General features: G+C 37.1%; 11 protein-coding genes. 9 read left to right on the top strand and 2 right to left on the bottom strand.

The features are described 5' to 3' along the window. Window positions 1-98: 98 nt before the first annotated feature. Window positions 99-2,294, top strand: coding sequence for a radical SAM protein (locus AN34_RS11475; RefSeq protein WP_029285480.1), 2,196 nt, complete (start codon window positions 99-101; stop codon window positions 2,292-2,294). A 334-nt stretch (window positions 2,295-2,628) separates the two neighbouring features. On the opposite strand, the gene AN34_RS11470 is transcribed toward AN34_RS11475, so the two are convergent. Beyond that, the gene (locus AN34_RS11470) at window positions 2,629-5,856 is read right to left on the bottom strand and encodes an amidohydrolase family protein (protein WP_029285478.1); all 3,228 of its coding nucleotides are present in this window, start codon (window positions 5,854-5,856) and stop codon (window positions 2,629-2,631) included. A gap of 1 nt (window position 5,857) precedes the next feature. Next, window positions 5,858-6,106 (bottom strand): hypothetical protein, encoded by a 249-nt coding sequence (locus tag AN34_RS11465; protein WP_029285476.1) that lies wholly within the window; start codon window positions 6,104-6,106, stop codon window positions 5,858-5,860. 110 nt (window positions 6,107-6,216) lie between these two features. Between AN34_RS11465 and AN34_RS11460 the strand changes: the two genes are divergently transcribed. The 8 genes from AN34_RS11460 (at window position 6,217) to rplT (ending at window position 15,103) form a co-directional block, all read left to right on the top strand. After that, window positions 6,217-8,115, top strand: coding sequence for an ATP-dependent DNA helicase RecQ (locus AN34_RS11460; protein WP_029285474.1), 1,899 nt, complete (start codon window positions 6,217-6,219; stop codon window positions 8,113-8,115). Between the two features lie 108 nt (window positions 8,116-8,223). Next, entirely contained in the window at window positions 8,224-9,531 is a 1,308-nt protein-coding gene (locus AN34_RS11455; RefSeq protein WP_029285472.1) for an MFS transporter, read from the top strand. A 19-nt stretch (window positions 9,532-9,550) separates the two neighbouring features. Next, complete coding sequence (locus tag AN34_RS11450) at window positions 9,551-10,288, top strand: (Fe-S)-binding protein (protein WP_029285471.1); 738 nt, start codon at window positions 9,551-9,553, stop codon at window positions 10,286-10,288. 91 nt (window positions 10,289-10,379) lie between these two features. Further along, a complete protein-coding gene (locus AN34_RS11445) occupies window positions 10,380-11,273 on the top strand; it encodes a hypothetical protein (RefSeq protein WP_157263294.1) in 894 nt (297 codons plus the stop codon). A gap of 666 nt (window positions 11,274-11,939) precedes the next feature. Beyond that, complete coding sequence (gene thrS, locus AN34_RS11435; RefSeq protein ID WP_029285465.1) at window positions 11,940-13,865, top strand: threonine--tRNA ligase; 1,926 nt, start codon at window positions 11,940-11,942, stop codon at window positions 13,863-13,865. A gap of 18 nt (window positions 13,866-13,883) precedes the next feature. Continuing rightward, window positions 13,884-14,453, top strand: a complete 570-nt coding sequence (gene infC, locus AN34_RS11430) for a translation initiation factor IF-3 (protein ID WP_051666461.1) — start codon at window positions 13,884-13,886, stop codon at window positions 14,451-14,453. A 29-nt stretch (window positions 14,454-14,482) separates the two neighbouring features. Continuing rightward, window positions 14,483-14,683, top strand: a complete 201-nt coding sequence (rpmI, locus tag AN34_RS11425) for a 50S ribosomal protein L35 (RefSeq protein WP_010600880.1) — start codon at window positions 14,483-14,485, stop codon at window positions 14,681-14,683. Window positions 14,684-14,758: 75 nt separating this feature from the next. Then, window positions 14,759-15,103: a 50S ribosomal protein L20 gene (gene rplT, locus AN34_RS11420; RefSeq protein WP_029285460.1), complete on the top strand. Its 345-nt coding sequence runs from the start codon at window positions 14,759-14,761 to the stop codon at window positions 15,101-15,103. Window positions 15,104-15,630: the final 527 nt, after the last annotated feature.

Here is a 15,630-nt window from a genome sequence, read left to right as displayed (position 1 = left end):
AGATAATGGTTTTAGTTTAGTTCATTTAATGACAAGCTGAATGATTTGTCGACAAGAAGTCTTAAAATTCACTTACTTTTGTCTAAAATAATATCCTTTTGAGAACAGAAATTTTTGCCATTACGCCGCCTTTTACACAACTGAATACACCTTATCCAGCGACGGCGTATATTAAAGGTTTTTTAAATACAAAAGGGATCAGAGCTACGCAAGCAGATTTAGGCATTGAAGTCATCCTTGTTTTATTTTCTAAGAAAGGCCTAACTGCGCTCTTAAATAAGCCAACAACAAAACCTTTAAGTGCTAATGCCAAACGAATTTTGGCATTAAAAAATGAATATTTAAAAACAATAGATGCCGTTATTCATTTCCTGCAAGGAAAGAATCCAACTTTAGCTTTACAGATTTGTGGAGATGATTTTTTACCTCAGGCATCACGGTTTGCACAATTGGAAGAATTGGACTGGGCTTTTGGTGCCATGGGCACGCAGGATAAAGCCAAACATCTTGCCACGCTTTATCTGGAAGATATTTCCGATTATATTGTTGAATGCGTAGATGATAATTTTGGTTTCAGTAGGTATGCAGAGCGATTAGGTAGAAGCGCAAGTTCTTTTAATGAGCTATACAGTGCTTTAAAGCAGGCGCCCAGTTATATTGATCAGATTCTGATTTCCATTTTAAAGGAATACATTGAAACTGTTCAACCTTCTTTATTTCTGATTTCAGTTCCTTTTCCCGGTAACTTATACAGTGCATTTCGTTGTGCACAATGGATTAAAGAACATCATCCTGAAATAAAAATCTCTATGGGAGGTGGTTTCCCTAACACTGAGCTTCGTTCTCTTTCTGACCCCCGGGTTTTCGAATTTTTCGATTTTATAACCCTTGATGATGGTGAGCTGCCAATAGAACTACTTATTCAAAATATTAATGGAAAGGTGCCCGCAGAAATGCAGATGTTTAAGCGAACTTTCTTGCTCGAAAATGGAACTGTAACTTATAAAAACGATTCATTTAGGAAAGATTACAAGCAAGCTGATGTTGGGACACCTGATTATTCGGGTTTACTTCTCGACAAATATATATCTGTAATTGAAATCGTGAACCCAATGCACCGCATGTGGAGCGATGGCAGGTGGAATAAATTAACCATGGCTCATGGTTGTTATTGGGGTAAATGTACATTCTGCGATATCTCCTTAGATTATATCAAAGTTTATGAACCTGTTCAGGCGAAACAAATTGTAGATCGTATTGAAGAATTATCGCTAAAAACCGGGCAAAATGGATTTCATTTTGTAGATGAGGCTGCACCACCAGCATTAATGCGTGAGGTGGCTTTAGAGATTCTTCGTCGGAAGTTAGCGGTAACCTGGTGGACTAATATTCGTTTTGAGAAAAGCTTTACCGCTGATTTATGCTTGCTTTTAAAAGCATCTGGTTGCATTGCTGTTTCGGGCGGCTTAGAAGTTGCTTCAGATCGTCTATTGAAATTAATTGAAAAAGGCGTAACCGTTGAGCAGGTTGCAAGGGTAACACGGAATTTTACTGCAGCTGGCATTATGGTTCATGCTTATTTAATGTATGGTTATCCTACGCAAACCGTTCAGGAAACTGTTGATAGCCTCGAAATGGTTAGACAGTTATTCGAAGCTGGCATTTTGCAATCGGGCTTCTGGCACCAGTTCGCCATGACTGCTCATAGTCCGGTGGGTTTATATCCAGAAAAATTTGGCGTAGTTAAAGAAACAGAAACAATTGGCACATTTGCAAATAATGATATTAATTACATCGATAAAACAGGTATTGACCATAACAAATTTAGCTTTGGATTAAAAAAATCATTGTTCAATTTTATGCATGGAATTTGCTTTGATTATGAACTTCAGGACTGGTTTGATTTTAAAATTCCGAGAACAAAAATACCTGCCGATTTCATTGAGGGGGCATTAAATGAAGATCATCATTTCAGCACCAAGCCTACAGCAAAAGTGGTATGGTTAGGCACAAAGCCTGAAATTGATTTTTTTACTAAAACCAAAAAAGGTAATTCATGGGAAATGGCTTCACTTACTTTTCACGATAAGAAGGAAACTTTTACCATTCAAACCAATAAGAATGAAGGCATATGGCTGAGCACTATTCTGGATAAAGTTTCAATAGACAGCGAAGAGGTAATCACCTTTCATGAAGTAAAGAATGATTATGAAATGGAAATGGAAAATTTCGAATTGTTCTGGTATGCTAAACCAATTAACACCTTGCGGGAATTTGGTTTGTTGGTGTTATAATTTGCTTACGCTCTTTACATATGAGCACAAAGCTCAGGAGATAAATCTGATAAATTTTACGTTATTAACCATATAAGGCATATAAGCTCATTAGTCTTACATTTCTTACGTTCCTTATATGGTTAAATATCAATTAGTTTTACTTTATTGACCATATAGGCATATATTTTCATATAAGCTCATTAGTCTTACATTTCTTATGTTCCTTATATGGTTAAATATCAATTGGTTTTACGTTATTGACCTTGTAAGGCATATAAGTTTCATGTAAGCTCATTAGCCTTAAATTATCTTACATTCCTTATATGGTAAAGCATCAATATTTGGTGAAATATCAATCGCAATGAGGAACGGTAAACGTCCAGGTTTCTGATTCGCCGTTTGGAATTACATATCCATTTCCTCTTGCGTTTTCGAACCATAATTTACTCCGAAGTTTTTCTCTCGTTCCTACCTCATTCATTGTTGCACTGTCATAAAGACGGCCGTTAATCATCACGTATTTTATTTTTTCAGAATTGCGGATATCATCTAAAGGATTAGCATCCATAATTACCAAATCGGCTAGCTTTCCAACTTCTAATGAACCGATTTCTTTACTCATTCCTAAATAACTCGCCCCATTTAAAGTCGCATTTCTAATAGCTTGCAGTGGTGTAAAACCGCCCTGAACAAACATCCATAATTCCCAGTGCGCACCTAAACCTTGAATTTGCCCATGTGCGCCTAAATTAACTTTAGTGCCACCATCTGCAATTTGTTTGGCTGCCTTAGCAATATCTATGTGGTTGTAGTCACTATATTCTGAAGTCGTTCGGCGTCTGGCCCTTGCATCAATAATCGAACGTGGCGTATAGGCCATTAACTTTTCATTTTCCCAAACATTGGTTCTGTCATACCAATAATTTTCGCCCCATTGTCCGCCGTAAGCCACAATTAAAGTAGGGGTATAGCCTACTTCAGTATTGTTCCACAGTGTGGTTACATCTTTGTAAACGGGAAGAACTGGAATGCTATGCTCAATCCCGGTATGTCCGTCGGCAATCATATTCATATTATGAAAGAAAGTAGAACCACCTTCCGGTACCACTTCCATTTTTAATTGTCTAGCTGCTTCCAAAATTTGCTGGCGTTGCTCTCTGCGGGGTTGGTTATATGATTTTACCGAAAATGCACCAACAGCTTTTAATCGCTTAAGGTTTGCCAGGGCATCATCCAAACTATTTATGACCACCTTAAAATCACCATCAGCACCATATAAAATAGAACCAGTAGAATAAACTCTTGGGCCAATCATTCTGCCGGCCTTCAACATTTCACTCTGACTAAAAACCATTTCTGTGTTACTGGATGGATCATGCGAAGTGGTAACGCCGAAAGCAAGATTAGCCAGGTAACTCCAATCGCTTTGCGGCGAAATTCCATCAGGGCTAGTACGTAAATGTGCATGTACATCAATGATTCCAGGCATAATAGTTTTCCCATTTACATCAATCACTTTAGCCTTGGATGGAATAGTTATCTCATCTGCTTTCCCAATAGCTGTGATTTTATTGCCATCAGTTAAAATAGTACCGTTCTCAATTACTTCATCACCCTTCATGGAGATAATTCTCGCACCTTTTAGCGCTACAATGCCGCTGGGTGCGTCAGATTTTAAAACAAGATTAATATCTACAGATGTCGCCTGAGCTTTTGGCGTGCTGCCATCAAAATTAAAGGCACTGTTCACATCCACAGTAAAATATTTTGGCCCTAAAGTCCAATGCAAGTTCTTACTGTCGGCACTCCATTGAATATAGGTTCCACCATCCGTTGTCACTTTTGTAACAGGAATGGCCTTATTTCCGGCAGATGCATCCTGAGCAACTCCAACATTGATCATTGGGGTGATATAAACGTTAAAGAGTTCATTAAAAGCAAGCCATTTGTTATCAGGACTGATGACAAACTGATTCGCATATTGAGAAGTGAAGTGTGTTCTTTCGTTTCCGCCATTTAAATCAATACTTTTTAAAGCCTTTTTCCCATCAGCATAACTTTGGAAATAAATCCGGGTATCGGTATTGTTAAATTGTGGGCGGATTCCATTCTCAGAAACAAGTGTTTTGGTACCACCATTGGAGGCCATGATATAAATCCCGGTTCCACGGCCATAATTGTAACCTAAAACATCATTTCCAATTCCTTTTCTAAATACAATCTTATCGCCCTTACTAGAATATTGTGGAGAATAATAAAAGCCTTTCTCATCACTTAAAGTAATTGTTTTACCTGATTTTAAGTCTGTTCTTTTGATTGCGCCCCGTAGTTCGTCACTCCAGGTGGTATAAATGATAAACTTCCCATCTGGACTAAACGCTGGTTCAAATTCGAAATCCTGGCCATTAGTTAAACGTTCTGGCGTTCCACCAGGTAGGTCTTGTTTGTAAAGATAACCTGCTGCATTAAAAACAATTGTTTTACCATCGGGTGATGTGGTTACTTGTCTCAGCATTTTAGCTGTAAATTCGTTATTAAATACCTGCTGTTCGAAATGTAAGGCTTGCTGTACGGTTTGCACAGTATTGGCCTGAAAAGGAATGGTTGTATTGATTAACGATAAGATCTCTGTTTTTCTGATTTTTCCTTTAGCGTAAAATATCAAGCTTTTACTATCTGGTGTCCAGGCAAAATTTGGATAAACACCAAAAATAGCCCAGGTTTCTTGCTGATCGTGAGATAAATCCTCATTTACAGGCCACTCTTCACCTGTTTTAATATTCTGAACGTAAAGTGTAGATTTTAAACGAACACGTTTAACAAAGGCAATTAGATTTCCATCTGGTGAAACCTGTGGACGACAGGCACCACCTTGCTCATTAATCAATGTGGTTAGTTTTCCTGTGGTTAAATCCAGTTGGCGAATGGCATAGATTGTTCCATTCGGGTCTTTACTGTATTCAAAATTTGGCCCCGGGCTTACATCTTCACTAAAGTAGACATATCTTCCATCAGGCGAAACATTCGGTTCTCCGGCATCTTGCTGATCATTTTTTCTTTTGGTTAGCTGAACACCTTCTCCACCATTTATATTGTACATCCACATTTCGCCAGCACCCAGAGAGCGCCCTGCGGTAAAGTGTTTACGCGCTACCAGATATTCACTATTCGGCATCCAGGTGGCATTATTTAATAACCTGAAAGTTTCTTTGGTCACCTGTTTTTTGTTTGAACCATCTCGGCTCATAATCCAGATATTATCACCTCCGCTTCGATCACTCGTGTAAGAAATATATTTGCCATTAGGACTAAACCTTGGCTGTACATCATAGGCTATGCCGCCACTAATTAATTTTGCCTGGCCTCCTGAAATTGACATCGTGTAAATATCACCTAACAGATCAAATACGATCTCCTGTCCATCCGGACTCACATCCAGATTCATCCAGGTACCTTCATCTGTATTTAAAGTGAAGTTTTTGGTTGTGCCTTGATATTTTTCTACATCCCATTTCTTTTCCTGGGCATTTGACGTGAAAAATAGGAGAGTAAGCGTAGAGAGAAAGTAAAGGTTTTTCATTTTATATTACCGGAATAGTTCGTGTATTTTTTGTTGTGGTATCTTTTTTGGGAGTTATGTTTTGAATTTCTTGAAGCATTTCTCTCAGCACTGCCGAGAGTTTTATATTTTCTGTAATGGAACGCTCAAAAAAACTACTGCTAATAGGATTATTTCTTGATAAAAATTCAGCCAACTCTTTTACAACAGATTGTCTGCATTTGGCATTTCTAATTAAGCTTATAATTTTTGTGAGCTGACTTTCCAGCATTTATTTAGGTATTGAACAAAGTTAATAATCTTTTGCAAAATGGTTTTGCGCCAATTGTAAATATACTACTGCTTTACATATAAATTTTATAGTTTTGATACCGCCGATTTATGACAGCAATAGAGATTTTACAAAAATATTGGGGTTACTCCGCTTTCCGACCATTACAGCAAGATATTATCAATTCCGTTTTAGAAGGAAAAGACAGTTTAGCGCTTTTGCCCACTGGTGGTGGCAAGTCTGTTTGCTTTCAGATTCCTGCATTGGTAAAAGAAGGTATTTGCATTGTGGTTTCGCCATTAATTGCTTTGATGAAAGATCAGGTTGAGAATCTAAAATCAAAAGGTATAGAGGCGATTGCCATTTACGCAGGAATGGGGAAACGCGAAATCGATATTTTACTGGATAACTGCATTTACGGAAAAATCAAATTTTTATACCTGTCTCCGGAAAGGTTACTTTCTGAATTGGTGAGGGTAAGGATTTCTTATATGAACGTGAATCTGATTGCGGTTGATGAAGCGCATTGTATCTCCCAATGGGGATACGATTTTCGCCCGCCCTATCAGCAAATTTCCAAACTCCGGGAAATTTTACCCGATGTACCGGTTTTAGCACTTACTGCTACCGCTACAAATTTCGTAAGGCAGGATATTATTGAAAAGCTGGAGATGAAAGATGCACAGGTTTTTGTTAAAAGCTTTGCCCGCGATAACCTCAGTTATGTAGTTTTTAATAAGGAAGATAAATATAAAAAACTGCTGGATATTTGCAGAAATGTAAATGGAACAGGTTTAGTATATGTCCGCAATCGACGGGAAACGGCGGAAGTATCGAACTTCTTAAACCGCAATCACATTAAAGCTGATTTTTATCATGCTGGTTTAGAAAGGGATGTCCGTTTTCAAAAACAGGAAGATTGGAAATTGAATAAGACCCGTATTATGGTGGCCACAAATGCTTTTGGAATGGGCATTGATAAGGCTGATGTGCGAATAGTGGTACATTTAGATTTACCCGAAAGCTTGGAGGCATACTATCAAGAGGCTGGGAGGGCCGGGCGTGACGAAAAAAGAAGCTATGCCGTTTTACTTGCCAATCAGTCTGATATGATGAATCTTGAATCACGCTATATTGATAGTTTCCCTTCTCCGGATGAAATTCGTAAAATTTACCATTATTTAGGCAGTTACTTTCAATTGGCTTTTGGTGCAGGCGAAGGTTTAACCTTTACTTTTGATCTTGCTGATTTTTGTAAGCGATTTAATATCAGTGTTTTAAAAACAATATCTACCTTAAAATTTTTGGAACATGATGGCTATCTAACCTTATCAGAAAGTGTTTTTCTACCCTCAAGAATGATGTTTATTGCCAGTCACGAAGATGTTTATCGGTTTCAGATTGAAAATAGAGCTTATGATAGCATGATCAAAACCATTCTCAGATCACACGGTGGCGCTTTTGATGGTTTTATTAATATTAAAGAAGCAGATTTAGCCAAGAGAACTGGTCTATCATATCAGGATATTATTGCCTTACTAAATAAGTTACAATCACTAGAATTGCTCACTTATATTCAGCAAACGGATCAACCACAGCTACAGTATATTCGGCCTCGTGTAGATATGGATCATTTTGATTTAGATATAAAATACCTTGAACTGCGTAAAGAAATTCTACTTAAGCAAGTTAATGCGGTGATTGGTTATGCATCTACAAATATTTGTCGCAGCATTCAATTACTGGCCTATTTTGATGAACACCATGCTTCAAAATGTGGCGTTTGTGATGTTTGTCTGGCCGAAAAAAAAGCAGAAATTGACCATCAGAAAGATGATGAGATTGACTTTGAAATCGTTTCCCTATTGCAGCAGCAACCTTTAAATTTAGATGATCTGGTAACCGGGATAAAGAATGGTTCAGAGCATGAACGCATCAATGCCATCCGCGAATTATTAGATGCGGGCAAGATTAAAACTGACGGGAAGAAGTATTATCTTGAGATGTGAGATTTAGGAATTGAAAACTGTTAAAAGAGCTAGCTAAAATGATCGATAAAATATTAGTTTTGTAATCAGAAATCAATCTCTGTAATCATCCGCGAAGCGAAAATATAAATGATAGAAAAAAATAATAAGAAAACCATCCGCTCATGGGCTTTCTTCGATTGGGCAAACTCCGCCTATAATCTGGTGATTACATCAACTATTTTTCCGGCTTATTATACCATTATTACCACCACAAAAGAACATGGTGATCAGGTTACCTTTTTTGGAAGAACCTTTGTTAATACATCACTTTCTAATTATGCGCTATCTTTTGCGTATTTAATTATGGCTTTAGCCTTACCTATACTTTCCTCTATTGCTGATAGAAGGGGAAACAAAAAATCTTTTATGAAATTTTTCACTTACATGGGTGGTTTGGCATGTATGGCACTATATTTCTTTAAGCTGGATACACTCGAAATGAGCATCATATTTTTCGCACTGGCGGCAATGGGCTATATTGGTGGTGTTTTATTTAGTAATTCTTATTTACCAGAAATTGCAACAGAGGAACATCAGGATCGCGTAAGTGCACAAGGCTTTTCTTACGGATATATAGGGTCTGTTTTGCTTCAGTTGATTTGTTTCTTATTTGTATTAAAACCAGAATGGTTCGGCATTACAGATGCATCTTTTCCCCCAAGATTATCATTTCTACTGGTGGGTGTATGGTGGATTGCCTTTTCACAAATTCCATTTAACGTTTTTCCAAATGGAACGCCACAAGTATTAAAAATAAAGACCAATATTATTAAAGATGGTTTTAGTGAATTAACAAAGGTTTGGATGCAATTGAAAAAGATTAAAAGATTAAAAGGCTTTCTCTTCTCCTTCTTCTTTTATTCCATGGGCGTACAAACCATTATGTTGGCGGCAGCCGGTTTTGCTGAGAAAACATTAAAATTAGGCACAGCAAAACTGATTGCAGTGATTTTGATTATTCAGTTGGTTGCCATTCCTGGTGCGTTACTAATGTCTTATTTGGCCAAAAAAATAGGCAATATAAACATTTTGATTATGGTGGTTCTGGTTTGGATTGGCTGTTGTGTTTATGGTTATTACATTATCAATGAATATCAGTTTTATTCACTGGCTGCAATTGTGGGTTTAATTATGGGTGGAATTCAATCATTATCGCGTTCTACCTACTCTAAATACTTGCCATTAAATACACCAGATACCACATCATTTTTTAGCTTTTATGATGTTACAGAGAAACTGGCTATCGTAATTGGCTTATTCAGCTTTGCCTATATTGAAGATTTAACAGGAAACATCCGTTATTCTATTATTGCTTTAGCATCATTTTTTATCATTGGTTTAATCTTTTTGCTAATCTTAAGGAAAAACGAAAGCAAAGAAATAGTAAAACCGTAAGTTTGCCCTTAAGAATATGATGAAAGTAGAATTATTTGTGCCTTGTTTTGTAGATCAGCTCTATCCTGAAACCGCTTTTAACACGTTAAGGTTATTGGAAAAATCAGGGTGCGAAGTTAGCTACAATTCAAAACAAACCTGTTGTGGGCAACCTGCTTATAATGCTGGTTACTGGGATGAAGCAAAAGAAGTGGGAACTAAATTCTTAAATGATTTTTCAGAAAATACTTATGTAGTTGCACCATCAGCTTCCTGTGTGGGCATGGTAAAAGGTGGATATAATGATTTATTTACCAATACTATAGTGCACAACAAATGCAGGAATTTACAATCTAATATATGGGAACTATCAGACTTTTTAATCAATGTAGCGAAGAAAGATTATTTCGGAGCAGAGTTAGAGGGTAAGGCCGTTTATCACGATTCATGCAGTGCGCTTCGTGAATGTAAAATTAAAGACGAACCCCGTCAGTTGCTTTCGAAAGTTCACGGTTTGGAAATGTTAGAAATGCAGGATACTGATATGTGCTGTGGTTTTGGAGGGACTTTTGCAGTAAAGTTTGATGCCATTTCTTCCGCCATGGCCGAACAAAAAGTAAATCACGCCATGGCACAAAATGCCGATTATATTATTTCTACAGATTTATCGTGCTTATTACACCTTCAAGGTTATATCGAAAAAAATAACCTGCCAATCAAAACGATGCATATTGCAGATGTATTATGTAATGGCTGGCTGGAAAGCACAGAATATTAAATTTTATACTAATTTTAAATTCCAATAAATCTGCCACCCCTTCATTAAACCTTTTTAGTATAACTGCCTCTAAAATCTAAAAGAACAAAACATGAAAAAAATAATTTGCGTATTGATGAGCGTTTTTGCGATGGTATCTGTAGCAGATGCGCAAAAGAAAACCGCTGGCGCTATTCAGTTTGAAACAACTATTGATCCGGCCGCCATGGCAGCTGCAAGTGGGATGCAAATTCCAGATCAGATGAAGGCAAGAATGCCTTCATCCAGTAAAAGCAATTTCGAGTTATTATTTAATGCTACAAACGCAAGTTATATGCCAGTTGAGGACATAGAAGATAGTAACGGAGCAGGTGGCGGCGGTGGTGGCATAGGTAGAATGATGATGCGTTTTGGCGGGGGCGGAGGCAACCGCGAATACTATTATAGCTTTGCTGATCAAAAACTAACAGAAGTTTTCGATTTAAATGATACTACTTATTATATGCCTAGTAAATTATCTTTATCTACTTCTGGCCCGATAGGATCATTTAGAATGGGTGGAGGAAACGCTGATACTGCTAAAGCTAAACCAGTTGTACCTCCTAAAATTGAAGTGCTGAAAACAGATGCAACCAAAAAGATAATCGGTTTTGATTGTAAAGAAGTAATTGTAAAATCAACCCGATCAGTTAAAATTCTCGACATGGATAAAGATGTAACTGAAGAAACACACATATGGTACACGAATGATCTGGGATTTAATTTTTCTCCAAATCCTAAAATGTGGACGGAAGGTACTGTTTTAGCGATTGAAGGCAGAGGCAGCTCAACCATCGCTAAAAGCATTGAATACAGAGGAGTGAGTGCCAAAGATGTTACCCCTCCAAAAAAAGCCAAATTAATTACTGAAGAGGAATATAAGATTAAAATGGACAATATGATGAAACGTTTCAGACAAAACAGACCGGGTGGTGGTGTTCAGCGAATCGTTGTTCCAGGGAATTAATTTAACACAATATTATGGAAGCCTTTCGGATTTATTTTCGAAAGGCTTTTTTTGTATAAGAGCAGTTTTTGTGGTGTACATGAGCTTGATTCAGGATCTGTTTCAATTATTATCATTTTATCCCGTAAATTGTATAGATCCCGCAGATTTAAGACAGGCAAGAAGAATAATGCAGTTAACATAAAAGCTTGCAGATACTTCTTGCATCAGCATCAAATTGTTGTTTATTGCAATCGCTAACCTTCCAGCAAGGCCAGATAACTGTTCCTTCGTTCTGCTTTTAGACCTGCATGGTCAATTTTTCGGAATGGCAGAGTCTACGCCTACTCACTAACTTGAACAGAAAAATTGTGAGCCGGCAACTTTGCTTCTTTGGTTGCCCAAAGAAGAAGGCCTGTCTGGCCAGGACGAGATGAGTAAATTAATTGTGCGAAGTAAGGATAGAATACTGTCTTATTTGAGTGTTTTTTAACTTGATTCAGGATCTGTCTATTGTAATCAACCATCTCAAATTCTCAAAAATATTTTTCGACCTAAAATAACGTTGAAATAAATTTACTTATCTTCGCAATCACAAAAATCACTTGGTATGTGATTTAGAATTCACCATATTTTTAAACCGTTCCGAAACTTCAATACTGGATAAGGAACAAATCATAGTTGTAGATGATTAATATTACTTTACCTGACGGCTCCGTTCGTCAGTATGAACAGGGCACATCTGCCCATCAAATTGCATTATCAATTTCTGAGGGTTTAGCCCGTAATGTTTTAGCTGCCGAAGTGAATGGCGAAGTTTGGGATTCAACACGCCCAATAGAAGCTGACTCTTCTGTAAAACTGCTAACCTGGAATGATGCGGCTGGTAAATCAACTTTCTGGCATTCATCAGCCCACTTAATGGCCGAAGCTTTAGAAGCTTTATATCCTGGAACAAAGTTTGGTATTGGTCCGGCGATTGAAACTGGCTTTTATTATGATGTAGATTTTGGTGAAAAGGAATTTTCTTCGGATGATTTCAAAGCCATCGAAACCAAGATGATTGAATTAGCCAAGCAAAAAGAAACTTTCACCCGTGAAAGTGTAAGCAAGGCTGATGCAATTAAATATTTCACTGAAAAAGGTGATGAATATAAACTGGATCTGATTGACGGTTTGGAAGATGGAAAAATTACTTTCTATTCTCAAGGTCAGTTTACTGATTTATGTCGTGGTCCACATATTCCAAATACAGGTTTTGTTAAAGCTGTAAAGCTAATGAACGTTGCTGGCGCTTACTGGCGAGGTGATGAAACTAAAAAGCAATTAACCCGTATTTATGGTGTAACTTTTCCAAAGGCAAGCGAGCTTACCGAATATCTTGCCATGATTGAGGAGGCTAAGAAACGCGACCACCGTAAACTTGGAAAAGAACTAGAGCTTTTTATGTTCTCAGAAAAGGTAGGAATGGGCTTACCAATGTGGTTACCAAAAGGAACTGCTTTAAGAGAACGATTAGTACAGTTTCTAACAAAAGCACAAGCAAAACATGGTTATGAACAGGTAGTTACACCACATATAGGGAATAAGAATTTATATATCACATCTGGTCATTACGAAAAATACGGTAAAGACAGTTTTCAGCCAATAAAGACTCCACAAGAAGGAGAGGAGTTTTTATTAAAGCCGATGAATTGTCCGCATCACTGTGAAATGTACAAATTTAAGCCGCGATCTTACAAGGATCTGCCTGTTCGTTTTGCAGAATTTGGTACGGTATATCGTTATGAACAAAGTGGTGAGTTACATGGTTTAACACGTGTAAGAGGCTTTACTCAAGATGATGCACACTTATTTTGTCGTCCTGATCAGGTAAAAGAAGAATTTAAAAAAGTGATCGATTTAGTACTTTATGTATTTAAATCATTAGGTTTTGATAATTATATAGCTCAGGTATCTCTTCGTGATCCGGATAATAAATCAAAGTATATCGGTAATGATGAAAACTGGAAACTGGCAGAAGAATCGATTATCGAGGCTGCTGCTGAAAAAGGATTAAATACGGTTGTAGAATATGGCGAAGCAGCTTTTTATGGCCCTAAGCTAGATTTTATGGTGAAAGATGCTTTAGGTAGAAAGTGGCAACTGGGAACCATTCAGGTTGATTATAACTTACCAGAGCGTTTTGAACTAGAGTACACTGGTAGCGATAACCAGAAACACAGACCAGTAATGATTCACCGTGCGCCATTTGGTTCGCTGGAAAGATTCATTGCTGTTTTAATAGAACACTGTGCAGGTAATTTTCCTTTATGGTTGAGTCCTGAACAATTTATTATTCTTCCGATTTCAGAAAAATATGAAGAATATGCAAAAAAAGTTTTAGATGAACTAAATAATTCCGATATTCGCGGGCTGATTGACTTCCGAGATGAGAAAATCGGACGAAAAATCCGTGATGCCGAAGTTAAAAAGATCCCTTATATGCTTATTATTGGCGATAAAGAGATGGCTGAAGGAAAAGTTTCAGTACGTAAGCATGGTGAAGGAGATTTAGGAGAAATGACGTTGGAAGAGTTCAGCGATTTATTAAAAAAAGAAATAACAGTTTAAATTAAAATAGTTACACGTTTGGCATTAGGAAGACCAGGATTTAACAGGGGACCACGTCCACCTTTTAAGAAAAAAGAAGCAGAGCATAACATTAATCAGTACATTAAATCGCCTGAAGTGCGTTTGGCTGGCGATAATGTTGAACCTGGGATTTATCCTTTGGCAAAAGCTTTGGCGCTTGCTGATGATTTGGAATTGGATTTGGTAGAAATCTCTCCAAATGCTGTACCGCCAGTTTGTAGAATTATTGATTACAGTAAGTTTGTTTATGAACAAAAGAAAAAGCAAAAAGAGATTAAATCTAATGCTAAACAAACGGTAATCAAGGAAATTCGTTTTGGTCCTAATACAAATGATCACGATTTCCAGTTTAAATTGAAACATGCAGTAAGCTTTTTAGAGAACGGTGAAAAAGTTCGGGCTTATGTGCATTTTAAAGGTAGGGCAATTGTATACAAGGAACAGGGTGAAATTTTATTATTGAAATTTGCTCAGGCTTTGGAAGATGTAGGTAAAGTAGAATTATTGCCTAAGTTAGAAGGTAAGAGAATGTTCTTAACAGTTGCGCCTAAAGTTGCAAAAAAATAAAAATAGGTTTATAAATTAAAAAACAGGTTATGCCAAAAATGAAAACCAATTCCAGTGCTAAAAAGCGTTTTTCGCTTACTGGAACAGGTAAAATCAAAAGAAACAAAGCATACAAAAGTCACATCTTAACCAAGATGAGTACTAAACGTAAACGTGCTCTTGGAAATGCAGGAATTGTAACAGATGCAGATTCAGGTAACGTTAAACGTATGCTTTGCATCGGAAAGTAATTTATTAATTCACCAGGTATCAGGCCTTAAGTTTCCGAGAAAAAGGAACGCCGCTTACCAAAAAACAACAACAACATGCCACGTTCGGTAAACGCAGTAGCTTCGAGAAGAAGACGGAAAAAAGTCCTTAATATGGCCAAAGGCTATTGGGGCGCAAGAAGTAAAGTTTTTACAGTTGCTAAAAACACAGTAGAAAAAGGTTTGCAATATGCATACCGTGACCGTAAAGTTAAGAAAAGAGAATTCCGCGGATTGTGGATCCAACGTATTAATGCAGGTGCTCGTCAGCACGGTATTTCTTACTCTCAATTAATTGGTAAACTAGCTTCAAAAGAAATTGGTTTAAACCGTAAAGTATTGGCTGATTTAGCAATGAATCACCCAGAAGCTTTCAAAGCTGTAATTGATGCAGTAAAATAGAAATTTCGCATTAGCGATAATCATATTTTAAAAAGAGTTTCGGTTTTCCGAAACTCTTTTTTTATTCAAGACAATGTCTGTTCATCTGAAAACATACTTCTCTTGGCTTTTCTATCAGTTTATGTCTCACCAACCGAAAAAACTCATGAGTATAAATTCAATGGTGTGAACAGATTGAGAGATAAAACTTAAGATGGTTGGTGAGACACCAACCAGTAGTTTAAATTATAAAATGCTCGATTTTCGAGCATTTTATAATTTGTCAATAAGGTTCATTTCCCTTATCGGTTGGTGTCTCACCAACCGAAAAAACTCATGAGTATAAATTCAATGGTTTAGATAGATTGATGAGACAAAAACTTAATCGGGACTTTTTTTGTTTTAAGACCAGACCATATTGATGGATTAAGCAATTAATTAGATAAACCTAGGATGGTTGGTGTCTCACCAACCATCCTAGGTTAATATTTTAAAAAGTTCCGATGTAAATCTGGACTTTTTTTTGTTTTAAGACCAGACTATATTGA

This window comes from Pedobacter sp. R20-19 (assembly GCF_000708265.2).
Classification (GTDB): Bacteria; Bacteroidota; Bacteroidia; order Sphingobacteriales; family Sphingobacteriaceae; genus Pedobacter.
This window is presented reverse-complemented; position numbering and strand designations above follow the sequence as displayed.